This is a genomic window from Microvirga makkahensis (assembly GCF_009830105.1).
GTDB classification, from domain to species: Bacteria; Pseudomonadota; Alphaproteobacteria; order Rhizobiales; family Beijerinckiaceae; genus Microvirga; species Microvirga makkahensis.
Genome location: NZ_WURB01000010.1, coordinates 118,281 through 140,416, shown reverse-complemented (window position 1 = coordinate 140,416; position 22,136 = coordinate 118,281). Strand labels below are relative to the sequence as shown.

23 protein-coding genes are annotated in these 22,136 nt (G+C 64.0%); 8 read left to right on the top strand and 15 right to left on the bottom strand.

Annotation, left to right across the window (positions count from 1 at the left end; translation table 11 throughout):
- Positions 1 to 234 precede the first annotated feature (234 nt).
- Both GR328_RS15415 and GR328_RS15410 read left to right on the top strand, forming a co-directional pair.
- A complete protein-coding gene (locus GR328_RS15415; protein WP_160885409.1) occupies positions 235 to 2,043 on the top strand; it encodes an IlvD/Edd family dehydratase in 1,809 nt (602 codons plus the stop codon).
- A 27-nt stretch (positions 2,044 to 2,070) separates the two neighbouring features.
- A complete protein-coding gene (locus GR328_RS15410) occupies positions 2,071 to 2,817 on the top strand; it encodes an SDR family oxidoreductase (protein WP_160885408.1) in 747 nt (248 codons plus the stop codon).
- Positions 2,818 to 2,832: 15 nt separating this feature from the next.
- On the opposite strand, the gene GR328_RS15405 is transcribed toward GR328_RS15410, so the two are convergent.
- On the bottom strand, positions 2,833 to 3,132 hold the full coding sequence (locus tag GR328_RS15405) for a tetratricopeptide repeat protein (protein WP_160885407.1): 300 nt from the start codon (positions 3,130 to 3,132) through the stop codon (positions 2,833 to 2,835).
- Positions 3,133 to 3,244: 112 nt separating this feature from the next.
- Here GR328_RS15405 and GR328_RS15400 point away from each other — a divergent pair, with 112 nt between their 5' ends.
- A complete protein-coding gene (locus GR328_RS15400) occupies positions 3,245 to 4,429 on the top strand; it encodes an AraC-like ligand-binding domain-containing protein (protein ID WP_160885406.1) in 1,185 nt (394 codons plus the stop codon).
- Between the two features lie 22 nt (positions 4,430 to 4,451).
- Here GR328_RS15400 and GR328_RS15395 read toward each other — a convergent pair whose 3' ends face one another.
- The 7 genes from GR328_RS15395 to GR328_RS15365 form a co-directional block, all read right to left on the bottom strand.
- The gene (locus GR328_RS15395) at positions 4,452 to 5,426 is read right to left on the bottom strand and encodes a 2-hydroxyacid dehydrogenase (protein ID WP_160885405.1); all 975 of its coding nucleotides are present in this window, start codon (positions 5,424 to 5,426) and stop codon (positions 4,452 to 4,454) included.
- Between the two features lie 19 nt (positions 5,427 to 5,445).
- On the bottom strand, positions 5,446 to 5,751 hold the full coding sequence (locus GR328_RS15390) for a TfoX/Sxy family DNA transformation protein (protein WP_160885404.1): 306 nt from the start codon (positions 5,749 to 5,751) through the stop codon (positions 5,446 to 5,448).
- Between the two features lie 101 nt (positions 5,752 to 5,852).
- A complete protein-coding gene (locus GR328_RS15385) occupies positions 5,853 to 6,380 on the bottom strand; it encodes a MarR family winged helix-turn-helix transcriptional regulator (RefSeq protein ID WP_160885403.1) in 528 nt (175 codons plus the stop codon).
- A 91-nt stretch (positions 6,381 to 6,471) separates the two neighbouring features.
- Positions 6,472 to 7,287 (bottom strand): ABC transporter permease, encoded by an 816-nt coding sequence (locus GR328_RS15380; RefSeq protein ID WP_160885402.1) that lies wholly within the window; start codon positions 7,285 to 7,287, stop codon positions 6,472 to 6,474.
- A complete protein-coding gene (locus tag GR328_RS15375; RefSeq protein WP_160885401.1) occupies positions 7,284 to 8,060 on the bottom strand; it encodes an ABC transporter ATP-binding protein in 777 nt (258 codons plus the stop codon). Before GR328_RS15375 ends, GR328_RS15380 begins: the two co-directional genes overlap by 4 nt.
- Before the next feature lie 33 nt (positions 8,061 to 8,093).
- Positions 8,094 to 9,107, bottom strand: a complete 1,014-nt coding sequence (locus GR328_RS15370; protein WP_160885400.1) for an ABC transporter substrate-binding protein — start codon at positions 9,105 to 9,107, stop codon at positions 8,094 to 8,096.
- Between the two features lie 180 nt (positions 9,108 to 9,287).
- Positions 9,288 to 10,862, bottom strand: coding sequence for an OpgD/OpgG family glucan biosynthesis protein (locus GR328_RS15365; protein ID WP_160885399.1), 1,575 nt, complete (start codon positions 10,860 to 10,862; stop codon positions 9,288 to 9,290).
- A gap of 636 nt (positions 10,863 to 11,498) precedes the next feature.
- On the opposite strand from GR328_RS15365, the gene GR328_RS15360 reads away from it, so the two are divergent.
- The 4 genes from GR328_RS15360 (at position 11,499) to GR328_RS15345 (ending at position 15,671) form a co-directional block, all read left to right on the top strand.
- Positions 11,499 to 12,653: a type III PLP-dependent enzyme gene (locus GR328_RS15360; RefSeq protein WP_160885398.1), complete on the top strand. Its 1,155-nt coding sequence runs from the start codon at positions 11,499 to 11,501 to the stop codon at positions 12,651 to 12,653.
- Positions 12,654 to 12,782: 129 nt separating this feature from the next.
- Entirely contained in the window at positions 12,783 to 13,358 is a 576-nt protein-coding gene (locus tag GR328_RS15355; RefSeq protein ID WP_160885397.1) for a GNAT family N-acetyltransferase, read from the top strand.
- A 487-nt stretch (positions 13,359 to 13,845) separates the two neighbouring features.
- Complete coding sequence (locus tag GR328_RS15350) at positions 13,846 to 15,276, top strand: homospermidine synthase (RefSeq protein WP_160885396.1); 1,431 nt, start codon at positions 13,846 to 13,848, stop codon at positions 15,274 to 15,276.
- A 56-nt stretch (positions 15,277 to 15,332) separates the two neighbouring features.
- Entirely contained in the window at positions 15,333 to 15,671 is a 339-nt protein-coding gene (locus GR328_RS15345) for a hypothetical protein (protein WP_160885395.1), read from the top strand.
- Between the two features lie 234 nt (positions 15,672 to 15,905).
- On the opposite strand, the gene GR328_RS15340 is transcribed toward GR328_RS15345, so the two are convergent.
- Genes GR328_RS15340 through GR328_RS15330 form a run of 3 tightly spaced genes read right to left on the bottom strand, consistent with a single transcriptional unit; the run spans position 15,906 to position 17,731 of the window.
- Complete coding sequence (locus tag GR328_RS15340; protein WP_160885394.1) at positions 15,906 to 16,427, bottom strand: DUF2937 family protein; 522 nt, start codon at positions 16,425 to 16,427, stop codon at positions 15,906 to 15,908.
- Positions 16,428 to 16,445: 18 nt separating this feature from the next.
- Positions 16,446 to 16,718, bottom strand: coding sequence for a hypothetical protein (locus tag GR328_RS15335; protein ID WP_160885393.1), 273 nt, complete (start codon positions 16,716 to 16,718; stop codon positions 16,446 to 16,448).
- An 8-nt stretch (positions 16,719 to 16,726) separates the two neighbouring features.
- A complete protein-coding gene (locus GR328_RS15330; RefSeq protein ID WP_160885392.1) occupies positions 16,727 to 17,731 on the bottom strand; it encodes a WD40 repeat domain-containing protein in 1,005 nt (334 codons plus the stop codon).
- Between the two features lie 184 nt (positions 17,732 to 17,915).
- Here GR328_RS15330 and GR328_RS15325 point away from each other — a divergent pair, with 184 nt between their 5' ends.
- Positions 17,916 to 18,179 (top strand): hypothetical protein, encoded by a 264-nt coding sequence (locus GR328_RS15325; protein WP_160885391.1) that lies wholly within the window; start codon positions 17,916 to 17,918, stop codon positions 18,177 to 18,179.
- A gap of 49 nt (positions 18,180 to 18,228) precedes the next feature.
- Here GR328_RS15325 and GR328_RS15320 read toward each other — a convergent pair whose 3' ends face one another.
- From GR328_RS15320 to aztA, 4 genes are all read right to left on the bottom strand, one after another.
- Positions 18,229 to 19,188 carry a CobW family GTP-binding protein gene (locus GR328_RS15320; protein ID WP_205790039.1) on the bottom strand — a complete coding sequence of 320 codons (960 nt, stop codon included), beginning with the start codon at positions 19,186 to 19,188 and terminating at the stop codon, positions 18,229 to 18,231.
- Positions 19,189 to 19,347: 159 nt separating this feature from the next.
- On the bottom strand, positions 19,348 to 20,268 hold the full coding sequence (locus tag GR328_RS15315; RefSeq protein WP_160885390.1) for a metal ABC transporter substrate-binding protein: 921 nt from the start codon (positions 20,266 to 20,268) through the stop codon (positions 19,348 to 19,350).
- Between the two features lie 22 nt (positions 20,269 to 20,290).
- Positions 20,291 to 21,193, bottom strand: coding sequence for a zinc ABC transporter permease AztB (gene aztB / locus GR328_RS15310; RefSeq protein WP_205790037.1), 903 nt, complete (start codon positions 21,191 to 21,193; stop codon positions 20,291 to 20,293).
- Entirely contained in the window at positions 21,168 to 21,917 is a 750-nt protein-coding gene (gene aztA, locus GR328_RS15305; RefSeq protein ID WP_160885388.1) for a zinc ABC transporter ATP-binding protein AztA, read from the bottom strand. The genes aztB and aztA overlap by 26 nt, the downstream gene beginning before the upstream one ends.
- Between the last annotated feature and the right edge of the window lie 219 nt (positions 21,918 to 22,136).

Below are 22,136 nucleotides of genomic sequence, written 5' to 3'. Positions count from 1 at the left end.
GCCGAATCTGCGCCTGCGCCCTGAGGGCCGGCACGACAGCGGCACCTGTCTCAATGTTTCATGACAATCTGTACGATCCAATCGAAAGTCGTCTTGCGTCGCGAAACGTTTCGCTTTCGATTGTAGTCAAGAGAATCGACAAAGCAGGTTCGATTTCGCCAAACCGGTTGGACACTGGTTCTGTCCTGTCCCAGATTAGGCCGAAGCACCTGTGTCATCTGAGAGGATTCAAGAATGGCTGACAGGCCCCATCGCCGCTCTCCCGATCAGCTCCGCTCTCGGCTCTGGTTCGACAATCCGGACAATCCCGGAATGACAGCGCTCTATCTCGAGCGCTACCTGAACTTCGGGCTTACGGGGAAGGAACTCCAGGGTAGGAAGCCGATCATCGGCATCGCGCAGACGGGGTCCGACCTCTCGCCCTGCAACCGTCACCACCTCGAGCTCGCCAAGCGCGTGCGTGACGGCATCACGGCGGCAGGCGGCGTGGCGTTCGAGTTCCCCTGTCACCCGATTCAGGAGACGGGCAAGCGCCCGACAGCCTGCCTGGACCGCAATCTGGCCTATCTGTCCCTCGTCGAGGTTCTCTATGGCTATCCTCTCGACGGCGTCGTTCTGCTGACCGGTTGCGACAAGACCATGCCGGCCTGCCTGATGGCGGCGGCCACCGTGAACATCCCGGCGATTTCGCTCAATGTGGGTCCCATGCTCAACGGCTGGCATCATGGCGAGCGCACCGGTTCCGGGACGATCGTGTGGAAGGCCCGCGAGCGTCACGCGGCAGGTGACATCGATTATCAGCAGTTCATAGACATTGTCGGCTCCTCCGCGCCCTCCGTCGGCCATTGCAACACCATGGGCACGGCTTCGACCATGAATGCCTTGGCCGAGGCGCTCGGCATGTCGTTGCCTGGTTCGGCTGCGATTCCGGCACCTTATCGCGAGCGTGGGCAGATGGCCTATGAGACGGGCCGGCGCATCGTCGAAATGGTCTGGGAGGATCTGAAGCCCTCCGATATCATGACGCGCGAGGCGTTCGAGAACGTCATTGTCGCCAATGCGGCCATCGGGGGCTCCACCAATGCGCCGATCCATATCAATGCCATTGCGAAACATATCGGCGTTCCGCTCACCAACGACGATTGGGAGCGCATCGGCTTCGAGATCCCGCTGCTCGTGAATGTTCAGCCCGCCGGTGAGTATCTCGGCGAGGAGTATTTCCGCGCAGGCGGTCTGCCGGCGGTCATCGCGGAACTCATCGGTGCGGGAAAAATTCACGAGGATGCGCTGACCTGCACGGGCACGAGCATTGGTGAGAACTGCAAAGGCAAGTTCACCTGGGATCACGACGTGATCCGCTCCTATGACAATCCGTTGAAGGAAAACGCGGGATTCCTGAACCTCAAGGGGACGCTCTTCGACTCCGCGATCATGAAAACCAGCGTGATCAGCCAGGAATTCCAGGAGCGTTATCTGAACAACCCGGACGACCCGAATGCCTTCGAGGGCCGCGTCGTGGTGTTCGATGGACCCGAGGATTACCATCACCGCATCGACGATCCGTCGCTCAATATCGACGAGCACACCATACTCATCATGCGCGGGGCGGGACCCATCGGCTATCCCGGCGCGGCGGAAGTGGTGAACATGCAGCCGCCCGGTTCACTCATCAGGCGCGGCGTGCTCTCGCTCCCCTGCATCGGCGATGGACGCCAATCCGGCACGTCCGGCACGCCGTCCATCCTCAATGCCTCGCCTGAGGCGGCGGCGGATGGCGGCTTGGCGCTGCTGCAGACGGGCGACCGCATCCGCATAGACCTCAACAAGCGGACGGCCGACATTCTGCTTCCTGCGGGGGAGTTGGAGAAGCGCCGCGCCGATCTGGAAGCGCGGGGCGGCTATGCCTATCCGGCGAGCCAGACGCCTTGGCAGGAGATCCAGCGCTCCATGGTGGATCAGCTCTCCGAGGGCATGACGCTCAAACCTGCGGTGAAGTATCAGAAGGTGGCGCAGACCTTCGGTGTGCCTCGCGACAATCATTGAGGCATTCGTGGAGCACTGGAAAACACCATGGCGGACCGGCTGAAGAACAAGACTGCCCTCGTGACTGCGGCAGGGCAGGGGATCGGGCGCGCCATCGCGGAGGCTTTCCTTCGCGAGGGGGCGCGGGTATGCGCTACGGATCTCGACGAGAAGAAACTCGAAGGCCTGGAAGGAGCGACGCGACACCGACTGGATGTCCGTTCGAGTGCTGCAATCGATGCGCTTGTCCGCGACGCCGGGCCCTTCGACATCCTCGTGAATGCGGCAGGATACGTTCATCACGGCACGGTTCTCGAATGCTCGGAAGACGATTGGGATTTCTCGTTCGATCTGAACGTGAAATCCATGCACCGCACCATCAGGGCCGCCCTGCCTGGCATGCTGGAGAAGGGTGCCGGCTCCATCGTCAACATCGCCTCCGGCGCATCTTCCGTTCGCGGGATTCCGAACCGCTATGTCTACGGCGCGACGAAGGCGGCGGTGATCGGCCTCACCAAAGCGGTGGCCGCCGATTTCATCAAGCGCGGCGTTCGTGCCAATGCCATCTGCCCCGGCACCGTGCAGTCGCCATCGCTCGATCAGCGCATCGCGGATCTGGCGGCAAGCTCCGGTCAAAGTACCGAGGTCGTGCGCCAGGCCTTCATCGACCGCCAGCCGATGGGACGGCTCGGCACCTCTGAGGAGGTTGCGGCGCTCGCCGTGTATCTCGCTTCCGATGAATCGAGTTACACGACGGGCCATATCCACCTGGTGGATGGAGGATTTGCGCTCTGAGAGGCGCTTGCCTTCTTAAAGTTGAGCGCGTGGCGTCTGATCGACCGCACGTTGCATGGCGCGTTTTGCTTTGTTGAGCCAGAGGATCGCCTGCTCGTCGCGCCAATCCAACCGCAATGCATGGCGAAAATCGCTGGCTGCCTGATCGTATTGGCCGATACTAAGCAGAATGCGCCCGCGAATGAGGTGAAAGCGGGCCGAATGAGGGCGGCCGGCTGCAGTCAAACCGGAAAGGCAAAGCCTGTGTCTCCAGTACGGAATGAAACCTGGAAGCAGCCTTCGCGATAGATCAATGCTGTTCTGATTGTCGGGCATCGTTTCTTTCCAAGGATGCATGATGGCTTTGGCCAGTCGGTGTCGGCAAAACGGAAGAGCCTCGCAAACGACCTCATGAAGATGCCATCCGTCTTCCGCAGCGGAAATCGGAGTGGCGCAAGACTTGTCGGAAAAACGCGGATATCGTACTCTTGCGCGAACGGTTCACCCAGAAGATGCACCAATAGAGCCAAAAGTCCTGGGATTGACTGTCGAGACGGGCAGGATCATGGCAGGTGCTTCCCCGGATCTGGAACAGACGACGTTTCCGAAGTCGACAAACGGCCCCGGCACAACGCCTGTCGCTCACGATGGCTCTGTAATCGATCTTACGGTCAGATCATCTCAGCTTGATGAGATGGAGGATCTCACAAGTTCGCTGATGACCCCCAACAGGCTGAGACCGTTAGACAGGGGCGGTGCATTCGACGGGGCTTTCCGCGTCCATGGCTCGCAGGATTTCTGTACCTTTGTGGTGGGCTATGGGTGCTCGGTCGGGGTCAATATCCAATACAAGTCGATGGATGAGCGGGTGGGTTTTGTCTTGGCCCCCAAGGGGAAAGCTCGCATGGCCATGGACGGGCAAGAGTTCGAGGTTTCCGACCAGCGTGGGCTCGTACTGACCGCCGGGGATCCCAGAACTCTGAGCTATTTCGACGATTGCGTGACCTCCATTCTCGTGATGAATCTACGCAAGGCGGCGGAATACTGCACGAGGCTGCTGGCTCGTGACCTCGACAGGGATCTCCGGTTCGACACCGGCTTCGATCTGAGCAGTGCCAGTGGACAAAGCTGGATGCGGCTGTTCCAATATGCCACCGCCGAGCTTGCAAACCCACACTCATTGTTCCGGACCATACCCGCCGCCCGTCAGCAACTCGAGCAGACGGTGCTGACCGGCTTTCTCCTCAGTCACTCTCACACCTACTCCGACGCGCTGCTCCGGCCCCAGCCCGCGGCCGCTCCGTACTATGTGAAAAGAGCGGAAGTTTATATCGAAGCGCATTTCGCCGAGCCGCTGTCCCTGGCCGACATCGCGGCCCAAGCCGGCGTCAGTGCGAGGAGCCTGCAGAACGGATTTCAGAATTTCCGCAACACCACGCCGATGGGATTTCTCCGAGCGGTGCGGCTGCAGCGCGCGCATGAGGCGCTTCTCAGGGCAGACCCGATCCATGGGACTGTGACGGAGATCGCGCTGAGTTGCGGCTTTAACCACATGGGCGAGTTCGCCAGTCTCTACCGGCAGACCTTCGGCGAGACGCCGAGGCAAAGCTTGACGAGAACGCTTTACCGCTGAGGCAAGTGCACGGGAAGGGGGCTTATGACTTGGTCAGACCGTTCCAGGGCGTTTCCGAAACCGGCGTCAACGGTCCACGCCCTTCGAACCATGCGATGAGATTGTCGGCCACCAGCTGGCCCATGGCGTTGCGCGTGTGGACGGAACCCGAGGCGATGTGGGGCAGAAGCACGACCTGCTCCATCTCGATCAGTTCCTGTGGGACGCGTGGTTCGTCCTCATAGACGTCGAGGCCCGCGGTCAGGATCGTGCGCGATCTCAGCGCCTCGATCAGCGCCCGTTCATCGACCACGCTGCCGCGTGCTACGTTGATGAGAACGCCGTTCGGACCAAGCGCCTTCAGGACGTCCGCGTTGACGAGGTGCTTCGTCGAGGCACCGCCCGGGGTGATCACGACCAGCACGTCGCAGGCTTCGGCCAGACCGACGAGCGTCGGATGATAGGCATACGCGACGCCCTCCTGCCGCGTGCGGCCGTGATAGGCGATGCTGACGTCGAAACCTTCCAGGCGCTTTGCGATGGCCTTGCCGATGCGCCCGAGACCGACGATCCCGATCTTCCGCTGGCGAAGAGTCGGCGAGAGAGGAAAGGGCGCCTCCAGCCAGCGCCCCTCGCGCAGGTAACGGTCCGCCTGAGGAATCTTGCGCAGGGTGGCGAGAAGCAGGCCCAGGGTGAGATCCGCCACTTCATCGTTGAGCACGTCCGGCGTGTTGGTGACAATGATGCTTCGCCCGGCGGCCTCGGTGACATCCACGTTGTCGTAGCCCACGCCGAAACTCGACACGATCTCGAGATTCGGCAGGCGCTCGAACAGAGCCGCATCCATCCGGCCGTAGAGGGTGCTGGTGGCGACGCCGCGGATGCGCGGGCCGATCTCGCTCAGATATTGCTCGCGATCCTCATGCTCCCAAAGCCGGTGGAGATTGAAGGCTTCGTCGAGCGCCTCGATGACGATGGGCATCATCGGAGCGGTCATGAGGACGTCGGTTTTGCTCATGGTGCTTCTTCTCTGGTCTTCAGGCAATCGTGCAGCGTGATGCGGGTCTCTTCGGAAGGCCCTTCTCGACGAGGCGGGCCTCCCTTTGAAGGGCTGTTTTCACATCCTGGGGCAGATCGAGCCAATGATAACCGCGTAGGGCGGCTTCGAGCCCATAGAGGGCGTTAAGGCTCACCTGGCGAGGGAGCATGAACTTGAGACGGCGATAGGCCGCCACGGAGCCGATGGCTCTGAGATCGGACACCGTGCGGATACCGGCCTCCTCCAGCCGTCCCCGGGTGACGGGGCCGATTCCAGGAAGGGTGCTGACGGGTGCATCGCTCATGCGAAAGGATCCGTTCCTGCTCTTCGTGACATCACGATAGAGCAAGTTGCGGCCGGATGCGATAGACCGTGCGGCGTCAGCGGAAATGAGCCTTGGACAGCTCAGGCGGTGGCGGCGAGCTCGGGCTCCTCCGAGCCCAGATCCTCGAGATCTTCATCGGTCTCGAAGCCGGTCTGATCGGCGCCCGTGATGCCGGCGAGGTTCTTCGCGGCCTTGCGCAGCAGCTTGCGCAGGCGCTTGCGGTCCTTGTTGTCGAATCCTGCGAGAAGCTCGGCCTCCACCTCCTCCCAGAGAGCATCGATGGCCGCAGCCTTGCGCTTGCCCTCTTTGGTGAGCTTGACGCGTACGATGCGCGCATCGCCCGGCTCCGTGTGCCGCTCGACCAGCTTGAGGGAGGAGAGGCGGGATACGGTCTTGGAGGCTGTCGGCGGGCGTACGCGAAGAATGGCGGCGAGATCGCCCATGGTCATGGGACCGGCGTTGGCTAGGGCCTGAAGAACCTGCTCCTGGCCCGCGAAGAGTCCGAGTTCGGAGAGCTTGTCGCCCGTGCGGCTGCGATGGAGGCGGGCTGCTTGGACGAGAGCCCAGCCGACGCTTTTCACGCCGGGATGAATGGTGTCCTTGTCCATGCAATGCCCCTCTGGTGCATCAGTCGTAGCATGATGAGCAGGAAGTCATGACGTTTCGATGACAGATCCGTTGCCATCAACAGATCTCGCATCAAGCCTCCCTGGGCAGAGCGCTTTCGTGCCAATGTCGCAGCAGAATCCTGGTCAGGGCGCTCAAGGCGAGAAACAGGATAACGCCCATCAGCGCCAGGAGGACGAGTGCCGCAAAGAGGCGCGGAATATTGAGCCGGTATTGACTTTCGATGATGCGATAGGCCAATCCGGATCCGGCTCCTGCGGATCCGGCCGCCATTTCCGCGACGACGGCTCCGATCAGGGAGAGGCCGCCCGCGATGCGCAGGCCTGCGAGGAAAGCGGGCAGGGCGGCGGGGCGGCGCAGATACCAGAAGGCCTTCAACCGGGAGCCCAACCGCGCGCTCCAACCCTCGTGCGCGGGAGCGCCATAGAGCCGGAACAGCTCCAGCAGATTCCGGTCGACCGACTGAAGCCCCAGCATCGTGTTGGAGAGAATCGGGAAGAACGCGACGAGCCACGCACAGGCCAGCACCGCCACGTCCTGCGGCATGTAGATGAGCAGCAGCGGCGCGATGGCGATGACGGGCGTGACCTGCAGCACGACGGCGAAGGGATAGAGAGAATACTCGACGATGCGCGAGAGGCTCAACGCAGCCGCCAGGGTCACACCGCCGAAGACCGCCAGAACGAGGGCAGCGAGAGTAGTCTTCAGCGTGACCAGAAGAGAAGCCGACAGAAGCGGCCAGTCGGCTTTCATCGTCGCCGCGATCAGGCTCGGCGCAGGCAGGATATAGGGCGGCACATCGGCGGCGCGCACATAGATCTCCCATCCTGCGATGGCCATGACGAAAACCGCGAGCGGCAGGGCGAGCTTGAGAGGATCGCGGGTCATTGCAGCCTCTCGCCCGTCATGCTGCTCGTCAGGGCCCGCGACGCCTGCCGGCACAGATCCGAATAGGCGAGGCTCGTTCGGAAATCGCCGCTCCGTTCCCAGGGGGATGCGCCCGCGATCTCGGCGACGACCCGTCCCGGGCGCGGTGACAGAACGGCGATGCGGCTCGACAGATAGGCGCTCTCGTAAACCGAATGGGTCACGAACACGATGGTGCAGTTCAGCTCTCTCCGCGCTTCTAGAAGGTCGTCGTTCAACTTGAAGCGCGTGATCTCGTCGAGGGCAGCGAAGGGCTCGTCCATGAGGAGAAGTCGCGGCCTCACGCTGAGCGCCCGGGCAATCGAGACACGCATCTTCATGCCGCCGGAGAGTTCGCGCGGGTAAGCCTTCGCGAAATCCTCCAGACGCACGAGAGCGAGGCTCTCCGCGATGCGGTCCTTGGCCTCGCGTCGGGAAACGCCGCGCAGGCGCAGCGGCAGCCACACATTGTCCGCCACATTGGCCCAGGGCATCAGGGTCGGCTCCTGGAACACGAAGCCGACCTCGCCGCGATGGTCCGCGTCGGAAGAGCCGGGCCAGGTCACAATTCCGGACGTCGGCTCCGTGAGGCCCGCGATGAGGCGCAGCACCGTCGATTTCCCGCAGCCGGATGGGCCGAGGAGGGACAGGAAATCGCCCTCGCGGACATCCAGGTCGAGCCCGTCGAGGGCCGTCACGCCATTGGCGAAGACCTTTCCGACGCGGCCGAGAGAAACGAGGATCGGGGCGTTCATGGGATGCGCGGCGCCTGACGAGGCCGATGCCGGTTACTTCCTCAGTTCCAGCCCCACGCCCTTGTTGACGAAGCGGAGCGTGTAGGCCTTCGTGTAGTCGAGATCCGGCTTGAAGAGGCCGGCTTTCACCATCTTGTCGAAGAAATCCCTCATGCGTGCATCCGACATGGCGCCGATGCCGAGCTTGTGCGCATCGCCCGAATCGACGATGCCGTATTCCTTCATCTTCGCCACGGCATAGGCGAGGATTTCGTCCGTCATCTCGGGATTGTCGCGCTTGATGAGCGCGTTCGCCGGTCGGTTGTCGCCATACAGATAATTGTACCAGCCGATCGTGGAGGCATCGACGAAGCGCTGCACGAGATCGGGATCCTTCTCCACCAGGTCGCGACGGGTCTCGACGGTGGTCGAATAGGTGCTGAATCCGTGATCGGCGAGCAGGAACACGTTGGGCTTGAAGCCCGCCGCCTTCTCGATCACCAGCGGGTCGGACGTGGCATAGCCCTGCTGGACGGCCCGGCTGTTGGCGATGAAGGGCGCCGGGTTGAACCCATAGGGCTTCACCTGCTCGTCCTTGAATCCGAACTCCGCCTTCATCCATTGGAAGAAGGTGGCAGCGCCGTCCTTCGAGAGCAGGATGTCGTTCGATCTCTTGAGATCTTCGAACCTGTCGAGGTCCTGGCCCGGGTGACTCATCAGGATCTGCGGCTCTTTCTGGAAATGGGCGGCGACCACCATGGTCGGAATGTTCCTCTCCACGGCCGAGAAGGCCTGGATGAGGTTGCCGCCCATGTAGAAGTCCAGCTTGCCGACACTCATGAGCATGCGATTGCTGGCGCGCGGACCGCCCGGTACGATGGTGACCTTCAATCCGTGCTTCTCGTAAGTGCCGTCCGCAAGCGCCTGATAGTAGCCGCCATGCTCTCCCTGAGCGAGCCAGTTGGTGCCGAAGGTGACCTCCCGCAGCGCATCCTGCGCTGCGGCGGGACTCGTGCTCCAGCTCGACAACGCCATCAAGAGCCCAGCTGCCCAGACATACCGTTTCATCGTATTCGCCCCGCTTCCGCGCAGACGGCTCCTGCGCGCTCAAGTCAGGTCACGGTTCTGCGCGGTTCCACGACGCTTGGCAAGGGCCTCACCCTTGGGGTCTGGCGCTCTTCTCCGGCCCACCTACCCGATCGGGCTCCTCATCGGAGCACGCCGTCCGAGACGGCGGAGGCAGTTCCGTCACTCCACCGACCAGGGATAGATCCAGGTTTCCGTCAGCGCCCGGTTTCCTGCGCGCAGGAAGGCGCGCAGGTCCGTGGACTGGCCGGGCTCCAGCTTCACGTCGATGGCGGCGCGGAAGCCGTTGATGTGGTCGTTGGGCATGAGGAAGGTGTTGGTGATCCGGCCTACGGAGGTAGAGGGAACCAGCTGCACCTGATCGGGGGCGTCGAAGTAGTAGCCCAGCTCGCCTCCGGCGAAATCGACGATGAAGCGGCGGTGCGTGCGGTCGCTCGGCGCGTTCGAGCCGCTGGCACGGGGCGGGGTCTGGAAGGTGTTGATCGCCTTGCCGCCCGGATGCATGGAGCCGATGGCTGCCGCCGCCCTCAGGCGATAGGAGAAGGTGATCTCCTGGCCGGGCTCGTAGGGACGGTTGGGCTGCCAATAGGCCACGATGTTGTCGTGCGTCTCGTCCGGCGTCGGCAGCTCCACCAGCTCCACCCAGCCTTCGCCCCAATCGCCCACCGGTTCCACCCAGTAGCCGGGGCGCTGGTGGTAATAGGCTTCCAGATCCTGGTAGTTCTCGAACACCCGGTCCCGCTGCATCAGGCCGAAGCCGCGCGGATTGTTGTCGGAGAAGGACGAAATGGTCTTGGCAGCCGGGTTGCGCAGGGGGCGCCAGATCCACTCGCCCGCGCCGGAGTGCATGAGAAGTCCGTCCGAATCGTGCAGCTCGAGGCGGAAATCGTCCGTGGGCTTGCGATCGTTCTCCCCCTCGAAAAACATCGAGGTGAGCGGCGCCAGGCCCACGTTCTCGATGCGCTGGCGCGGGAAGAGCACGGCCGTGATGTCGAGCGTGGTTTCCTCCGACGGATAGATTTCGAAACGATAGGCTCCTGCGACGGAAGGGCTGTCGAGGAGAGCATAGACCGTCGCACGTTCGCTGTCGGGTCTGGGCATCTCGATCCAGAACTCGCGGAAATGCGGAAACTCCTCCTGCTCCCCGCCTTCCACGTTGATGGCGAGTCCCCGCGCCGAGAGGCCGTATTTCTGGTCCCGCCCGAGGAATCGGAAATAGCTCGCGCCGAGAAAGGCGATCAGCTCGTCGAACACCTTCGGGCTGTTGAGCGGATAGTGCAGCCGGAAACCGGCAAAGCCGAGATTGACCGGCAAGGGGCGGTCGATCTTGTTGCGGCCGTAATCGAACAGCTCGCGCTGATACGGCACCGGCGTCGGCACGCCCTCGCGAATGACGTTGACCGTCACAGGGCGCTGATAAAGGAAGCCGAGGTGGAACAAATGCAGCCGGAACGGGCCGTTTCCGGTGGCGAGCAGCGCTTTGTCCCCGCGGAAGCGGATATCGCGGTAATCGTCGAAGCTCAGCCGGTTGAGCGGTTCAGGCAGCTGCGCGGGCGGAGCCTCGAACGGAACGCTCGCCAATTCCCGCGCCCGGCGCACCACGTCCTCGAACTCGAACGGATCCGGCTCCGGAACGCCGTTCTGCGGAGCTTGCGCGAAAGCATCTCCGCCCCAGGCGGAGAGCGCGGTGGCAGCGAGCAGGCTTTGCAGAAAGGCGCGACGGGAGGAATGGAGCATGGCTGTGAGACTGTCTGTCCTGAATCGGCGAGAAGGAGGGCGGCCCTGAGGACGCCGTAAGCCTCAGATGGTTGAGCTTCGGCCTCTTAATAGGGGCTGAACGGAAGCGTCGCCATTCCCCTGCGGAAGCAGGGTTAAAAAATTGCGAGGAAGCCTCGAAAGGCTCTTGTGATCCGGGGCGAATGGTCTTATCTCATCCCTGCCCAAATTCGCACGTGCCTGTGGTCGCGTGCCGGTTGGTGGGCATCCGGACAAGAGGCCGGACAGCCGCCCGAGAGCGAATCTAGTTCTCGACTACCCCTAACCGGCAGCCGGAGGCGAAACCGGCGCACCTCGTTCTCAACGGGGGACGTGACTTAAAGCAACGACGAACGGGCTTTTTTGGTCTCGCCGGCCCTCCAAAGGTCGGCACCGAAGAGGCTTGTTTCTCATTGCCGGGCGTGCGGACGGGGAATCCCCATCCAATCCAAGGCAGCATCGTCGGGTGAAGAGCCCATCTCACGCTTCTCGTGTCTCCATCGCACGAAGCGGGATGCATCTTCCCTCGCTGACGCCGGACGGCAGAAGGATCTGACCGTCCAGATTTCAATCCGGAGGCTTAAAGACCTCCATTGAACCTTTGGTGGGGAGAGCGCCATGACTGAGCGCATTCGCGAATTTCTGCGCAACCGACGTGAGGACGGCCCCTGCGTCGTCGTCGACCTTGATGTCGTGCGCGACAACTACTCCAAGTTTGCCCGTGCGCTCCCCGACACGCGCGTGTTCTACGCCGTGAAGGCGAACCCGGCTCCGGAGGTGCTCAAGCTCCTTGCCGATCTCGGCTCGTGCTTCGACACGGCCTCTGTCGTCGAGATCGAGCTTGCGCTCGCCGCCGGCGCCACGCCCGACCGAATCTCCTTCGGCAACACGATCAAGAAGGAGCGCGACATCGCTCGCGCCCTCGAGATCGGCGTGCGCCTCTATGCGGTCGATTGCGAGGCCGAGGTCGAGAAGGTCGCCCGCGCCGCTGCGACCGCCGGCGTTGCTGCTTCCGAGGTGAAGGTGTTCTGCCGCATCCTGTGCGACGGCGCCGGCGCCGAGTGGCCGCTCTCCCGCAAGTTCGGTTGCGTGCCGGAGATGGCCGTCGACGTGCTCGAGCATGCGGTTCGCCAGGGTCTGGAAGCCTACGGCGTGTCCTTCCACGTGGGTTCGCAGCAGGGCAACACGGAAGCTTGGGACCAGGCTCTTGGCTCTGCCTCCGCGATCTTCCGTGAATGCGCCGATCGCGGCATTCACCTGTCGATGGTCAATCTCGGCGGCGGCTTCCCGACGAAGTACCTGAAGACGATTCCTCAGGTGGAGGCCTACGGCGAGTCGATCTTCCGCGCGCTGTCGAAGCATTTCGGCAACCGCATTCCGGAAACGATCATCGAGCCGGGCCGCGGCATGGTCGGCAATGCCGGCATCATCGAGGCCGAGGTCGTCCTCGTCTCGAAGAAGAGCCGCGACGAGGGCGAGGTGCGCTGGGTCTATCTCGACATCGGCAAGTTCGGCGGTCTCGCCGAGACCATGGACGAGTCGATCCGCTACCCGATCCGCACGGAGCGCGACGACGACCACATGGCGCCGTGCGTGCTCGCGGGTCCCACCTGCGACTCGGCCGACGTCCTCTACGAGAAGGAGCCTTATCCGCTTCCCGTCTCGCTGGAGATCGGCGACAAGGTGCTGATCGAGGGCACGGGCGCCTACACCACCACCTACTCGGCGGTGGCGTTCAACGGCTTCCCGCCTCTGAAGTCCTACGTGATCTAACTCACGTCCCGCCTGCCTCGCTCCACCGAGGCAGGCACCAACCTCACAGAAGTTGTCCCGGACGGCCTGCATGGGATGTCGTGCAGGTGCGAGGGCTGTCGCTCACCCAACGCTTGGGAGGCCACGGCCATGATCACGATTCGCGATGAATCCTTCCACGATACCGAGGCACGGGAAGCCCTGCTCGATGCTTGCTTCGGGCCCGCCCGCTTCCAGAAGACGTGCGAGCGCCTGCGTGAAGGGCGCAAGCCCGCCGATGGCTTGGCCCTTGTCGTCGAATGCGATGGCGCGCTCGCCGGCACCGTGCGCCTGTGGCACGTCTGCGCCGGTCCGAACCGCCCCGCGCTCATGCTCGGCCCCATTGCCATCGATCCCGCGCTGCAGAGCCTCGGCCTCGGCGGAAAGCTCATGCGCGAAGCGCTGGGCCGCGCGGCCGCTCTCGGCCACAAGGCAGTGCTGCTGGTGGGCGATGCGCCCTATTATGCGCGCTTCGGCTTCTCCACGCAGAAGACCGGGTCCCTCTGGCTCCCCGGGCCTTACGAGCGCAGCCGCTTCCTCGCGCTCGAGCTCGAGGCCGGGTCTCTCGACGGCGCGCGCGGCCTCGTCTCCGCGACGGGCGCCGTGGAGGACAAGCCGGATCTCGGCGCCTTGGTCGCCGCCGCCGCTCAAGGACGGCTGCCCGGCCTGCTGCGGCCCACAGCCTGATCGGCCAAGCCTCGTCCAGGCGCCGCCAAGCGGCTCCCGGATCGGGCAGCATGAAGGCGAAGCCGGCGGTGATCGGGGCAGCGCATCGTACGGACCGGGTTCTTCGCCCGCTCCTCCATGTCGTCACCGGCCTTGTGCCGGTGATCCCGATTCATGAGGCGCGATGGCCGGGACTGATCTCCGGATCACGTCCGGGGACGGCCATGGCACGCTGTCCTCGCGCTTCTTGCGGACCCGAAGGGCCGTGTCGAACGATGCGCCTGTCACCCGCTCACGAGGTCTTGTTTCGCAATGTCGAGCCCTAAATCCATGTCTGGCGTTCTTCTTGTCTCCTCAGCGTCCGCGCTCCGTCGGAAACCACGATACGAAGCCAGGACAAGGGCGCGGGCATTGACCCCGGGGGCTCCTCAATCCTAGATGCCGCCACAACCGTCTGACCCGGAGACACATCTCTCTTCCTCTCAGGATTTCGTAAGGAGAACCATCGATGACCACTTGGCCCGTTCACGGCCGCATCACCGGCCCGATCGTCATGATCGGCTTCGGCTCGATCGGCAAAGGCATGCTGCCTCTGATCGAGCGGCATTTCGAGTTCGACAAGAACCGCTTCACGGTCATCGATCCCGTCGATACGGACCGCAGCATGCTCGACGTGCGCGGCATCACCCTGGTCAAGGAAGCCCTGACAGTCGAGAACTACCGCGAGATCCTGACGCCTCTGCTCACGGAGGGCGGCGGACAGGGCTTCTGCGTCAACGTCTCGGTGGACACTTCCTCGCGCGCCATCATGGAGCTCTGCCGCGAGATCGGCGCGCTCTACATCGACACCGTGGCCGAGCCATGGGTCGGCTTCTACCAGAACAAGAGCGCGGACCCCGCGGAGCGCACCAACTACATGCTGCGCGAGAACATCCTCGAGGCGCGCCGCCAATCCCCCGGTGGAACGACGGCTGTGTCCTGCTGCGGCGCCAATCCCGGCATGGTCTCCTGGTTCGTGAAACAGGCGCTGCTCAACGTAGCAAAGGACCTGGGGCTTGAGGTCGGGGTGCCCGCGACCCGCGAGGAATGGGCAAGGCTCATGAGCCGAGTCGGCGTGAAGGGGATTCACATCGCTGAGCGCGACACGCAACGCGCGGAAAAGCCGAAGCCCATGGGCGTGTTCGTGAACACTTGGTCGGTGGAAGGCTTTGTGGCGGAAGGCCTGCAACCGGCCGAGCTCGGCTGGGGCACGCACGAGACGTGGATGCCGGAGAACGCCCGCACCCACGACAAGGGCTGCGGCGCCGCGATCTACCTGCTCCAGCCGGGCGCGAATACGCGGGTACGCACTTGGTGCCCCACACCGGGCCCGCAATACGGTTTCCTGGTCACGCATAACGAGGCGATTTCGATCGCGGATTACTTCACGGTGCGCGAAGGCGACAAGGTCGCCTACCGTCCGACCTGCCACTACGCCTACCACCCGGCGAACGACGCCGTGCTGTCTCTGCACGAGATGTTCGGCAATGCCGGCAACGTACAGGAGACGTCTCACATCCTCACCGAGGATGAGATCATGGACGGGTGTGACGAACTCGGCGTGCTCCTCTACGGCCATGGCAAGAACGCTTACTGGTACGGCTCGCAGCTCTCCATCGAGGAGGCCCGCAAGCTCGCCCCCTATCAGAACGCCACCGGCCTTCAGGTGACCTCCGCCGTGCTCGCCGGTATGGTATGGGCGCTTGAGAATCCGAATGCAGGCATCGTGGAGGCGGACGATGTCGATTTCCGCCGCTGCCTCGAGGTGCAGATGCCGTATCTCGGACCTGTGAAGGGCTACTACACGGATTGGACGCCGCTGGATGATCGTCCCGGTTTCTTCCCGGAGGACATCGACACCTCCGATCCGTGGCAGTTCCGGAACATTCTGGTGCGCTGACGGCGCACGTCAGGTCCGGGCTCGCCCCGGGCCTGACGAGGAGCGGAGTGATCGCCATGCCTCATTTCGAGGAGTTCTACGCCAACAAGTTGCGCGGAGGTCTCGGGGTCGTCGATGCCGAGGCCGTTCTCGACCTGCGCGGCGCATCCCGCGAGCAGGCTTCGGCGTCGCTCCAGGACATGCTGGAGCGCAGCCGCTTCGCCCATGCCAAGTCGGTCGCCGTCCGCCTCGATCCGCCGCCGGAAGGGGGCGGCGAAACGCTTTTCCAGTCCATCGGCAAGGCGCTGCTGGAGGCCAGGAAGCGCGGCTGGATCGACCGGCTGCAGACCCTGCCCGCCAGCGACGGGCTGGGCTTCTACGTAGTGCTGGCCGGGAGACCGGAGCGGAAGGTTTAGAGCCGTTTCCACTCACGTCGACCCGTCTCCCCTCATTCATGTGCCGCGTTTTTCGGCGGGCCGGTTCGCTCGTAAGGTGTGAGCTGCTCCCGTGTCATGGCCGGGCTCGTCCCATCCATCCCGATGCGTCTCCCTTCGTCATGGCCGGCACAAGGCCGGTGATGACACCTCGGCGGGTTTCAAATCTCACTTGGCGCTCACTTGGCGCCTCGTGCGACCCTACGGGGCTCGGGATCAGGCTCTTACTGCGGCCGGCTTGCGAGGCCTTCGCCGCAGGCTGCGCACGAATCCTGCCAGCAGCAGAGTGCCGCCCCACACGGCGACGAAGCCGATGGCGGCGGAAAGCAGGCCCTCTTCCGACATCGGGACGGCGGGCTCGAAATCCCGAAAGGCCGCCTCCATCACATCCCGGTCGCCGTCGCGCACCATGAGAGCGATGCGCGCGAAAGGACCAGCCTGCATCATGGCCTGACGATGGGCCTGGAGACGGCCGAGGCGCTCGACGTTGCCCTGCATCGCGATGCCCTGGCGACTCACGAGATCGTCGGGATTGGAGCGCAGCCGCGCGATGGCGCTGTCCTGCGACTCGCCATTGGCCGCCGCATTCGCGTCGAACTGCGCGATCACGCGCCCGAGCTCGTCGATCGCGCCGCCGAGGCGCTGGCGGTACTGCTGGGAATATTCGGGCCCCTGCGAGGCCGTAACGCCGCCGAGAAGCCCAAGGCCGAAGGCGACGATCCGAACGATCCGTGACACGCGCGACCTCCTCAAGGATCAAAGCGCGCCGAGGATATCCTGTTCCGTCACCTCATCGAGGGCTTTTTGCACCTTGAGCGCCCGGGTCTTCTGCCCGGGCTCCATCACCAGGATCACCGTCTCGATGCCGGGGCAGCCGGGATCGTTGCAGGCGATTTCGTTGACGGCGAAGGCGGTCTCGGGAGAGGTCCGAAGCGCCGTGCGCGCCATCTCCTTCACGCGCTCGATGGCCTCCCGCTCGGGTTTCGGAAGGCCGAACGTGCCTCTCAGGAAAGCGCCGAACAGTGCCATGGGCGACCTCATGGCAGAGTCAGGATACCGGCCTGACCGTCCTCGCAGCCGAAGGCGAGGCGCCGACCAGCCTTGTCCCAGGCCATGGCCGTGACTCCGCTGCCCTCCACGGCAGGGCGCACCAGAAGCTCGGAGGCATCGGCGAGGCGAATGAGCAGGATGCCGCCGTCCTCGTAGGCGACCGCCAGGACAAGAGAGTTAGGGTGGAACGCCACGCGGCTGACCCTCGCGGGCCGCACGCCGCATTCGCGCGGCGCCTTGCCCATGGGGCCTTCCTTCGCTTCGAAGGGCCAGATGATGGCTGCGTCCGCGCCGGACGTGGCCAGCCACTTGCCGTCATGGGACCAGGAGAAGGACCGCGTCTTCGAGGGATAGCCGCTCATGCGCATGTGGCCCTTGTCGGGGATGAGCCGCCAGCCGTGGAGCGCATTCTCCTGCATGGAGGTCACCACGAAGCGGGCGTCGGGCGACCAGGTCACGTCCAGATGCGAGCCCTTCCACTCGAGCATCTCGGGTTTCGCCTCCACATTGGGGAACCACAGGGTCGCCCCGTTGTAATGGGAGATGGCCAAGCGATAGCCCTTGGGCGCGAAGGCGAGGCCGCGGGCGGTGGAGGGCACCTCCAGCGTCTTCTCGCGGCCCTTGTCGTCCCGGGCGAAGACCCGCTTGCCCGCCGCATAGGCGAAGGCACCATGGGCGCTGAGCGCCAGCGAGTCGATCCAGGCGCCCTTGGCCTCCGCCAGGGTCCGGGTGGAGCCGTCCGGCCCCGTCACGGCCACGCGGCCGTCGTCGCCGCCGGTCACGAAGCGCTCGCCGTCGCTTGCTCCCACCAGAACGCCGGCATCGGGATGGGCTTCGACCCGGTGGGTCTCGCCGTCCTTCGCGAGCAGCACGCCGCCATCGCCGAGGCCGAAGGCGGCGGTGCCCTTCAGCCAGCCGATGGCGGTGACATGCGCCTCCGCCGTCACGGGGGCGACGCTTTGGGTCAAGGATGAAGCGGTTCCAGTACTCATCGAAGCGATCCCTTCAGGTGGGTTTCCCCATAGCATGGTTGCAGGGCGGAAAGGCAAGGCGAGATCCGGGGAGAGGCCATGCCCGGTCGCGGCTCCGATCGAGCGTCAGGGGTAATTCCTAAGAGCGATAGCCGCAGTCCGGTGCCAGCCCCATCCTAGATTTTTGAGGATCGGGAGCTCCGGCATGCAAATTTTCATCGCTATCGCTTTTGTCATGACAACGCTCGGCTCGATGGGGGCTTCCGCGCAGACGTGGGGCGGGGCTCCGGCTCAAGGAGAAGCGGCCGTCTCCGATCAGAGGGCAGCATATAAGGCGGCCTGCGAACGGGACGCCCGGCTGATTTACCGGACCGGCAAGAACGTGACCGTAAAATGGCGGCAGCAGGTGAAGGCCACCCGCAAGGCTTATGTCCAGGACTGCCTCGCGAGGGCCGGCTTCACGCAGTGAGGGATCTCCGCGTTCAGGAGCAGGAGGCCTGCCTTCGGAGTGGGGCGTGTCAGGCCGCGCAGGCCAGGAAACCGTCTCGGATCGCCTTCTCGTTCAGGTTCCTGCCGATGAAGACCACCTTGGAGGTGTGCTTCTCACCGGGCTTCCACTCCCCCTGCACGTCGCCGTCGAGGATCATGTGCACACCCTGGAAGACGAATCGCTTCGGTTCGTTTGGGAAGGCCACGATACCTTTGCAGCGCAGGATGTTCGGCCCCTCCACTTGGGTCAGGTTCGAGATCCAGGGCATGAACTTTTCCGGATCCACCTCGCCGTCGATAGCCACGGAGACGGATTGGATCTCCTCGTCGTGGTGATGATGGCCTTCCTCCAGGAAGTCGGGCTCGAGTTCGATGATGCGGTCGAGATCGAAGGCCTTCCGGTCGAGCACCTCGTTCAGCGGCACGGCCGCGTTCTGCGTGCGGTGGACCTTGGCATAGGGATTGATGGCGCGGATGCGCGCCTCGACCTCGTCCAGCTGCTCGGGCGTCACGAGATCGGTCTTGTTGAGGATGATCACGTCGGCGAAGGCGATCTGGTTCTTGGCCTCGGGCGCGTCCTTCAGCCGGTCGGACAGCCACTTGGCGTCCGCGACCGTCACCACCGCATCGAGGCGGGCGGCATCGGACACGTCCTGGTCCATGAAGAAGGTCTGGGCGACGGGGGCGGGGTCCGCGAGGCCTGTGGTCTCGACGATGATCGCGTCGAACTTGCCTTTGCGCTTCATCAGACCGTCGAGGATTCGGATCAGGTCGCCGCGCACGGTGCAGCAGATGCACCCGTTGTTCATCTCGAACACCTCCTCGTCGGCGCCGACGACGAGTTCGTTGTCGATGCCGATTTCGCCGAACTCATTCACGATGACGGCGTATTTCTTGCCGTGGGGCTCGGTCAGGATCCGATTGAGGAGAGTGGTCTTGCCGGCGCCGAGATAGCCTGTGAGAACGGTAACGGGGATCTTGTCGGTCATCGGATGGTCCGCGATTTTCATCCTCCCCTCGAGAGGGAGGATCGGCCGGAAGGCCGAGGTGGGATGGAAACACCAGCTTGGGTAAGGTCGCGCTGCCAACCTCACCCCGAAGCGCTTACGCGCTTTGACCCTTCCCCTCAAGGGAAGGGCGGGAAACGGTCAGCTCGACAAAGCCGCGCTGAAAGCCTTTATATTGTGTCTCATCATGTCAATGTAAGTGCCGGCGGGGCCGTCCGGCTCGGAAAGGGCGTCGGAATAGACCCGCTCTCCGATCCTGGCCCCGGTCTCCTTGGCGATTCGCTCCATGAGACGGGCATCTGAGACGTTCTCCACGAAGACGGCGGCGATCTTCTCGCGCCTGATCTGCTGGATGATGCGGGCCACGTCCTTGGCCGAGGCCTCGGCCTCGGTGGAGACACCCTGCGGAGAGACGAAAGCGATCCCATACGCGTGCCCGAAATAGCGGAAGGCGTCATGGGAGGTGATGATCCGGCGACGCGCTTCGGGGATGTTGGCCACGAGGCCTTTCACCTCGGCTTCGAGAGTGTCGAGTTTGGAGAGGTACGCGGCGGCGTTGCTCTCGTAGGCCGCCTTGCCCCCGACATCCGCCGCGATCAGGGCATCGCGGATATTGGCCACGTAGATCCTGGCATTGCCAATGTCCTGCCAGGCATGGGGATCGATGCCGTGGTCGTGATCATGGCCATGGTGATCGTCGTCTCCCTCGATCAGCTTCGCGCCCTTCGCAGCCTCGACCTTTGTGGCCCTGGTGCCCGAGGATTTGATGAGACGGTCGATCCAGCCCTCGAATTTCAGGCCGTTGGTGAAGACGATCCTGGCCTCGGTCAGGCGGCGTCCGTCGGCAGGCGTGGGTGCGTAGACATGGGCATCCCCGTTCGGACCGACCAAGGTCGTCACCTCCACGCGTTCTCCGCCCACATGGCGCACGAGGTCCCCGAGAATCGAGAAGGTCGCGACGACCTTGAGCTTTTCCGGCGGCTGTGCTGCTGCGGGCATGCTCATGCCGGTGAGCGCCAGAGAACACGCAAGCAGAGATAATGTCGCTCGTCTCGTCAGCATGGTCGGATCCTTCGGTAGGGTTTCAGGCTTCCAGATGCTTGCCCGGCCAGAGACGCCAGAGCACGCCGCCTTCGCGGCCCATGAGCAGCGAGGCTACGTAAACGGCACCGGCCGAGAGGATGATCGCAGGTCCTGCGGGCAATTCCGCATGGAAGGAGAGCAGGAGGCCCGCGATGCCGGAGGCAATGCCGATGAGCATGGACACGACCATCATCATGGTGATGTCGCTGCTCCAGAATCGGGCGGCGGCGGCGGGCAGCATCATCATGCCGACGGCGAGCAGGGTGCCGAGGGCGTGAAATCCGCCGACAAGGTTCAGCACCACGAGGCCGAGAAAGATGAGATGGGTGGGCGTTCCCGAGCGGCTGACCGAGCGCAGGAAGATCGGATCGACGCATTCGAGCACGAGCGGGCGGTAGAGAACCGCAAGGGCCAGAACCGTCAGGGTCGAGATCGAGGCAAGCAGCAGCAGCGTGCCGTCGTCGAGCGCGAGCACCGTACCGAAGAGCACGTGCAGGAGATCGACGTTCGATCCTCTGAGAGACACGATGGTGACGCCGAGCGCGAGCGAGAGGAGATAGAAGGCCGCGAGCGAGGCGTCCTCCTTCAGCGAGGTGTAGCGCGAGACGAGGCCGGCGGCCATGGCGACGATCACGCCCGCCGCCAATCCGCCCACTGTCATGGCGGGAAGAGACAGGCCCGCGAGCAGGTAACCGACCGCGGCACCGGGCAGAATGGCATGGGCCATGGCGTCGCCCGTGAGGCTCATGCGCCGCAGCATCAGGAACACGCCGATGGGGCCGCCGCCGAGCGCGATCGCGATCACGCCCACGAGCGCGCGCCGCATGAACTCGAATTCGGAAAAGGGGGTGATGAGAGGATCGAGCACGGCCGGTTCTTTATGCGGCTCCGCGCTGGCACACATGCGCATGGGGATCATGCGCCTCGACCATGCGGCGGGCTTTCAGGAGGTTGTCGGCGCTCAGCACCTCGAGCGTGTCGCCCCAGGCCACGGGCTCGCGGGCGATGAGCAGGGTTTCCGGGAAGACGCGCCGGACCATGTCCAGATCGTGCAGCACCGCGACGACCGTGCGGGACTCGTCGTGCCAGCGGCGCACGAGGTCGAGCAGGTCGGCGGTGGTCTTGGCGTCGATGGCGGTGAACGGCTCGTCGAGCAGGATCACCGGCGCATCCTGCAGGAGCAGGCGCGCGAAGAGGGCGCGCTGCATCTGGCCGCCGGACAGGGTCGAGATGGGACGGCGCTCAAAGCCGATGAGGCCCACGGCCTCCAGGGCCTCCTCGATCTTCGCGCGGTCTTTGGCCGAAATGCCGCCGAAGAGCCCCGAACGGGACCAGAGACCCATCGCCACCAGGTCGTAGACGGAGAGCGGGAACGAGCGGTCGATCTCGGCCGCCTGCGGCAGATAGGCGATTTCGGAGGAGGGGCCGTCGAGCCGGATCCGGCCGTCGAGGGGCTTCAGGGTGCCGACGATGCCCTTGAGCAGGGTCGACTTGCCCGCCCCGTTGGGACCGACCACCGCCGTCAGGCTGCCGGCGGAGATGGCCCCGTTCAGGTGATGCACGGCGGGCCTGCGGCCATAGCCGAGGGTCACTTCGTTGAAGCGGATGGCTGTGGCGGGCGCGGACATGCTCTTAGCCCAACACTCGTAAGACCAGCAGCCACAGAATCCCCAGGGCTGCGGCGGCGCCCGCCAGCCGCTGCCACACCGAGAGGCGAAGCAGCGAAAAGGTGGGGGCGGCGGCCATGGCCCGGTGCTCGTGGCGGTGGTTGTGGTGACCGTGCGACATGCCTCCACACATAGACTCAATCGATCGCCGTTTCCAGTGGCGTATAGTATTTTATACGC

Excerpts from the sequence above, each read along its gene's own strand:
- GR328_RS15320 (WP_205790039.1), bottom strand. The coding sequence starts at position 19,188 with ATGACCGACAAGATCCCCGTTACCGTTCTCACAGGCTATCTCGGCGCC.
- GR328_RS15330 (WP_160885392.1), bottom strand. The coding sequence starts at position 17,731 with ATGAGTACTGGAACCGCTTCATCCTTGACCCAAAGCGTCGCCCCCGTG.
- GR328_RS15325 (WP_160885391.1), top strand. The coding sequence starts at position 17,916 with ATGCAAATTTTCATCGCTATCGCTTTTGTCATGACAACGCTCGGCTCG.
- GR328_RS15370 (WP_160885400.1), bottom strand. The coding sequence starts at position 9,107 with ATGAAACGGTATGTCTGGGCAGCTGGGCTCTTGATGGCGTTGTCGAGC.
- GR328_RS15375 (WP_160885401.1), bottom strand. The coding sequence starts at position 8,060 with ATGAACGCCCCGATCCTCGTTTCTCTCGGCCGCGTCGGAAAGGTCTTC.
- GR328_RS15415 (WP_160885409.1), top strand. The coding sequence starts at position 235 with ATGGCTGACAGGCCCCATCGCCGCTCTCCCGATCAGCTCCGCTCTCGG.
- GR328_RS15335 (WP_160885393.1), bottom strand. The coding sequence starts at position 16,718 with ATGGCACTGTTCGGCGCTTTCCTGAGAGGCACGTTCGGCCTTCCGAAA.
- GR328_RS15395 (WP_160885405.1), bottom strand. The coding sequence starts at position 5,426 with ATGAGCAAAACCGACGTCCTCATGACCGCTCCGATGATGCCCATCGTC.
- aztB (WP_205790037.1), bottom strand. The coding sequence starts at position 21,193 with ATGTGTGCCAGCGCGGAGCCGCATAAAGAACCGGCCGTGCTCGATCCT.
- GR328_RS15385 (WP_160885403.1), bottom strand. The coding sequence starts at position 6,380 with ATGGACAAGGACACCATTCATCCCGGCGTGAAAAGCGTCGGCTGGGCT.
- GR328_RS15390 (WP_160885404.1), bottom strand. The coding sequence starts at position 5,751 with ATGAGCGATGCACCCGTCAGCACCCTTCCTGGAATCGGCCCCGTCACC.
- GR328_RS15380 (WP_160885402.1), bottom strand. The coding sequence starts at position 7,287 with ATGACCCGCGATCCTCTCAAGCTCGCCCTGCCGCTCGCGGTTTTCGTC.
- aztA (WP_160885388.1), bottom strand. The coding sequence starts at position 21,917 with ATGTCCGCGCCCGCCACAGCCATCCGCTTCAACGAAGTGACCCTCGGC.
- GR328_RS15355 (WP_160885397.1), top strand. The coding sequence starts at position 12,783 with ATGATCACGATTCGCGATGAATCCTTCCACGATACCGAGGCACGGGAA.
- GR328_RS15315 (WP_160885390.1), bottom strand. The coding sequence starts at position 20,268 with ATGCTGACGAGACGAGCGACATTATCTCTGCTTGCGTGTTCTCTGGCG.
- GR328_RS15410 (WP_160885408.1), top strand. The coding sequence starts at position 2,071 with ATGGCGGACCGGCTGAAGAACAAGACTGCCCTCGTGACTGCGGCAGGG.
- GR328_RS15350 (WP_160885396.1), top strand. The coding sequence starts at position 13,846 with ATGACCACTTGGCCCGTTCACGGCCGCATCACCGGCCCGATCGTCATG.
- GR328_RS15365 (WP_160885399.1), bottom strand. The coding sequence starts at position 10,862 with ATGCTCCATTCCTCCCGTCGCGCCTTTCTGCAAAGCCTGCTCGCTGCC.
- GR328_RS15345 (WP_160885395.1), top strand. The coding sequence starts at position 15,333 with ATGCCTCATTTCGAGGAGTTCTACGCCAACAAGTTGCGCGGAGGTCTC.
- GR328_RS15360 (WP_160885398.1), top strand. The coding sequence starts at position 11,499 with ATGACTGAGCGCATTCGCGAATTTCTGCGCAACCGACGTGAGGACGGC.
- GR328_RS15405 (WP_160885407.1), bottom strand. The coding sequence starts at position 3,132 with ATGCCCGACAATCAGAACAGCATTGATCTATCGCGAAGGCTGCTTCCA.